This window comes from Candidatus Infernicultor aquiphilus (genome assembly GCF_002784285.1).
Lineage (GTDB): Bacteria > Atribacterota > Phoenicimicrobiia > Phoenicimicrobiales > Phoenicimicrobiaceae > Infernicultor > Infernicultor aquiphilus.
In genome coordinates this window covers 1-4871 of the sequence record NZ_PFKO01000010.1, presented here as the reverse complement: position 1 = coordinate 4871, position 4871 = coordinate 1, and the positions used below count along the sequence as shown (strand labels likewise).

Here is a 4871-nt window from a genome sequence, read left to right as displayed (position 1 = left end):
GCTGAAGTAAGGGTAGTTTTACCATGGTCTACATGACCGATAGTACCCACATTTATATGGGGCTTAGTTCTTACAAATTTTTCTTTTGCCATTTTATTTCTTCCTCCTTAAATAATTTAAAAAAGTAAAATATCAATATTTGGAGCCCACGACCGGAATTGAACCGGTGACCTCATCCTTACCAAGGATGCGCTCTACCGACTGAGCTACGCGGGCAAGATACTTCAGTGGTGGGGAGGGAAGGATTCGAACCTTCGAAGGCGTTCAGCCAACGGATCTACAGTCCGCTCCATTTAACCACTTTGGTACCTCCCCTTAATTTATACTATTTTTATTTCTACCTTCTATCTGGAGCCGATGATCCGGTTCGAACGGATGACCTGCTGATTACAAATCAGCTGCTCTACCAACTGAGCTACATCGGCAATTTTACACATTATAATTATTTTTGATAATTAAGTCAACCATTTAAAAATTATTTTCCAATTAATTCTAATTTCCGTTTTATTCTCTGTAGAGCATTATCAATAGATTTTACATGTCTTCCTAATTCGCCGGCAATTTCTTGATAAGTTTTAGCATCTAAATAAGATTCTAAAACGTCCCTCTCTAAATCTGATAATATTCTTTTAATTTTCTTTTTAAGAATATTTAATTTTTCATTATTTAAAAATAAATCTTGAGGGTCATTAATATTCATATTATCTACAATATCTAATAAAGTCCTATCTGAATCCTCACTATAAATCGGTCTATTAAGAGATACATATGAATTCAAAGGTATATGTTTCTGTCGAGTAGTGCTTTTTATAGCGGTAATAATCTGTCGAGTGATACACAATTCAGCAAATGCTTTAAAAGAAGAAAGTTTCTTAAATTGAAAATTTCTTACCGCTTTATAAAGTCCAATCATTCCTTCTTGGATAATATCTTCTGTATCAGCACCGATTAAGAAATATGAGCGAGCTTTCATTTTAACTAATCTTTTATATTTATTAATTAAATATTCTTCCGCCACTAAATCTCCTTGGCAAGCCAAATAAACAAGTTCTTCATCATCGCAACTCCTACAATTAATAAAACATTTTTCCCCTTCTTTTGGTTTCATTAATTGATCCCCCTTAAAGATCTTTTTCGTATCGCGTATATAGTATAGCGTTTATCGTATAGCAATTTAGTATCGAGTATCGCGTATCGCGTTAAAGAAATAAGGTTCAGGCGTAGGCGTACAATGAATTGTACCCTTTCTAATGCTGCTTGCTTTTGTCTCTTGTAAACGTATGGTATTACACCTCTTGAGGGCGTATGCAATACGCCCCTACTTTTTTTCAAACTTGAAACTTGCAACTCGAAACTTATTACTTGTTAGACATTACTCATCACTTATTACTATATTTTACTACATACTATATACTAATTTGCCTTCTTTCTTCTTCTTTTCTCGCTCTACGCTATACGCTCAACACTATCTTGCTATTCGCTATTTATCTTTTTCCACCTTACCCCTTCAGTTGTATCTTCCAGGATTACTCCTTTTCTCTTTAATTCATCTCTAATTTTATCTGATTTCTCCCAATTCTTCTCTTTTCTTGCTTTTTCCCTATCCTCAATTAACTTTTTAATTTCTTGTTCGAAACTTTGTTCTCTATCAAAATCTTTTAAAATACCTAATACCTTACCTGCTAAATCCTGGTAAAATTTAATAATTTCTTCTAGTATTATTTTATTCTTTAAACTTGGAGAATTCAGGTATATGTTCACATCTTTGGCAAAACCAAATAGTCGACTTAAAGCAACAGGGGTATTAAAGTCATCATCCATAGCTTTGATAAATTGTTGTTCACCTTCTTTTCTTTTTTCTAAAATTAATTCATCATCCTTATCTTTAAATTTTTTAAATTTATCCTGTTTTAATAAATGTTTTACATTATAAATTATATTATTTAATCTTTGTAAACTATTCTGGGCTTGTTGAAGCTGCTCTTCACTAAAATTAAGAGGACTTCTATAATGAGCTGAAAGGATAAAATATCGAATTACTTCTCCTTTGTATTTCCGGATAATATCTCTTACCTTCATTATATTCCCTAAAGATTTAGACATTTTCTGATTATTTAAACAAAGATAACCATTATGCATCCAGTATCTCACGTACTGTTGATTAGTGTTTGCTTCACTTTGAGCAATTTCATTTTCATGATGAGGAAAGATTAAATCCGAACCACCAGCATGGATATCAAAAGTTTTTCCTAAATATTTCATCGACATAGCTGAACATTCAATATGCCAGCCAGGTCTCCCCTTCCCCCAAGGGCTATCCCAAGAGGGTTCTCCTTCTTTAGCCTTCTTCCATAAAGCAAAATCAATGGCATCTCTCTTTCTTTCATCTACTTCAACTCGTGCTCCTATTTTTAATTCTTCGATATCTTGTCCAGAAAGTTTTCCATAATTTTTAAATTTAGATACCTCAAAAAATACATCCCCATCTATCTCATAAGCATATCCCTTTTCCTCTAAACCTTTCAGCAGTTCAATTATCTCTGCGATATGTTCAGTTGCTCTAGGATGAACATCAGCTCTTTCTATATTAAGAGAATCAGCATCAATAAAATACTCTTGAATAAATTTTTCTGCTAATTCTGAAACACTGATATTTAATTCCCTTGCTTTATTTATCATTTTATCATCTATATCAGTTAAGTTTTGTATATATCTTACTTTATAACCCTTAAATTTTAAAAACCTTCTAACTACTTCAAATATTATAAAAGGGCGAGCATTTCCTATATGAATAAAATTATATACCGTAGGCCCACAGACATATATCCCTACCTCTCCTTTTTTAAGCGGAATAAACTCCTCTTTTTTTCTGCTCAAAGTATTATATATCTTTAACGCCATTCTTTGTTCCTTTTCAAATCTTAATTATTCTGGTTAGTTAGTTAGACTGTACTTTTAAATTCATTAGGACTTTTATTTATTACGTTTTTTATTCTTCCAAATATCATTCTTCCTGCAGGAGTTTGCAAAATACTAGTAACCAAAATATTCACTTTTTTCCCCATATATTTGTATCCATCTTCTATTACTATCATTGTTCCGTCATCAAGGTAAGCAATTCCCTGTTCTGGTTCTTTGCCTGCCTTTATTATCTGAGTATCTATTTCCTCGCCAGGTAGAATAATCGCTTTTAAAGCATTAGCTAAATCATTGATATTTAAAACAAGAACTCCCTCCAGTTGAGCAATTTTATTTAAATTATAATCATTAGTTACTACTTTAGCTTTAAGGTCTTTAGCTAGTCTAATTATTTTATTATCAACTTCCATTTGTTCTTTATAATCTTTGCCAATAATTTTTATCCTATTCTTTCTAATTTTAGTAATTTTATTGAGTATATCTAAACCTCTACGTCCTCGTTTCCTCTTTAAAGAATCTGAAGAGTCTGCGATATGCTGAAGTTCAGATAAAACAAAACGAGGAACTATAAGTTCACCTTCTAAAAATTCTGTTTGGCAAATGTCTAAAATACGACCGTCAATAATTACACTCGTATCTAAAATTTTAGGATGCACTAAATATTTATTATCTTCTTTTTTTATTATTCTGTTGAAATTTCTAAAATTTCCAAAAAAATTAGTTACCTCATCTTTCTTGTTAATTCCTATATTTATCCCTAAAATTCCTAAAATTACACTTAATATAATGGGAAGATAGGAACCGATTACAGGAAAAAATGAAAGTGAATATGCTAATAAATTTGCAATAATAAGACCAATAATTAACCCAATAGTAGCAGCAGTAATATTCTTAGTGGGTATTTTTTGCAAATGCCCAATAATTTCTGAAAATAAACCTTGAATCCTGGTATTAAATCTAAAGGAGAGCAAAAAACCAATTGTTCCTCCTCCAGCTGTTGCTAAAACTTTGAATAAAATATTATAATAAATAGATGAGTCAGGAATAAAATAGAATTTATCAAATACTTCATAGCCTATTACTGCACCAACAATAGTAAAAATGATTTTCAAAATTCTCTTTGCTGCCATATTTATTTTCCTCCTTCTGTGCACTATTTTTTTATAAAAAAGATATAGACTTACCACCTCCTCCTATTTATCTTTTATAAATTATATCTTGTAATATAGCATGGTTAAATTTTTTTATTAACTATTTGCGATTTTATTTAATCTATTGGTATAAATATTAAATCTTTATAATCTTATAATCTATTTTCTTGAAAACTAAATAAATTATAGCATGCCCCTATGCTCCTGTCAAAATAAGGGACATCCTTTAATCTAAATTTTTTGTTTTTCAAATATTTAATATTTAAGCAATTGAAAATTAATATTTCTTGACAAAGAGATTAACCTATACATATAATTAAATAAAAGATTCTTATACAACTTTTACATTTTAAATAAAATTTAATCGCTTTCGTGTTACTTCAAGATCGCGCCTTCTTAGTAGTTTGATATTGAATTCTAAAGAGAAAAAGTATTTATGGAGGTTATAATTATGAATAAAAGTGACAATGATACATTCCAAAAAAACGTCGACCAATTCTTAATCCAACATCGGAGCATCCTTGATGTTATGACCAAATATCAAGAATCTAATGCCCGAGTAAACCGAGCAATTGCCAAAGCAGTTACACAATGTGGTTGTCTAAAAATCAATGCGAAGAAACAAATTATTCCTTCCAATACAAAATTAACAGAAATTCATAAATTTATGGATAACCATTTAGAAGGTTCATTGTGTGATAGCTGTAAAGAAATCATCGAAACGGAAATGGGCTCCAGCCTATTTTACGTAGCTGCAATATGTAGTATACTAAATCTGGATTTTAATGATATTATTAAAAA

At 30.6% G+C, this 4871-nt stretch carries 5 protein-coding genes and 3 tRNA genes; 1 reads left to right on the top strand and 7 read right to left on the bottom strand.

What is annotated here, in order from left to right; translation table 11 throughout:
- The 7 genes from COZ07_RS00310 to COZ07_RS00280 form a co-directional block, all read right to left on the bottom strand.
- On the bottom strand, positions 1–92 hold a 92-nt coding region (locus tag COZ07_RS00310), incomplete at its 3' end, for a GTP-binding protein (protein WP_406606626.1).
- 48 nt (positions 93–140) lie between these two features.
- Positions 141–216 (bottom strand) — tRNA-Thr (locus COZ07_RS00305).
- Positions 217–228: 12 nt separating this feature from the next.
- Positions 229–315 (bottom strand) — tRNA-Tyr (locus COZ07_RS00300).
- A 34-nt stretch (positions 316–349) separates the two neighbouring features.
- A tRNA-Thr gene (locus COZ07_RS00295) sits at positions 350–425 on the bottom strand.
- Between the two features lie 50 nt (positions 426–475).
- Positions 476–1108, bottom strand: a complete 633-nt coding sequence (gene sigH / locus COZ07_RS00290) for a sigma-70 family RNA polymerase sigma factor (protein WP_406606625.1) — start codon at positions 1106–1108, stop codon at positions 476–478.
- A 365-nt stretch (positions 1109–1473) separates the two neighbouring features.
- Entirely contained in the window at positions 1474–2901 is a 1428-nt protein-coding gene (gene cysS, locus COZ07_RS00285) for a cysteine--tRNA ligase (RefSeq protein WP_406606624.1), read from the bottom strand.
- 41 nt (positions 2902–2942) lie between these two features.
- Complete coding sequence (locus COZ07_RS00280) at positions 2943–4049, bottom strand: PIN/TRAM domain-containing protein (protein WP_406606623.1); 1107 nt, start codon at positions 4047–4049, stop codon at positions 2943–2945.
- Between the two features lie 472 nt (positions 4050–4521).
- Here COZ07_RS00280 and COZ07_RS00275 point away from each other — a divergent pair.
- Positions 4522–4871: DUF1573 domain-containing protein (locus COZ07_RS00275; RefSeq protein WP_406606622.1), on the top strand; the 350-nt coding region annotated here is incomplete at its 3' end.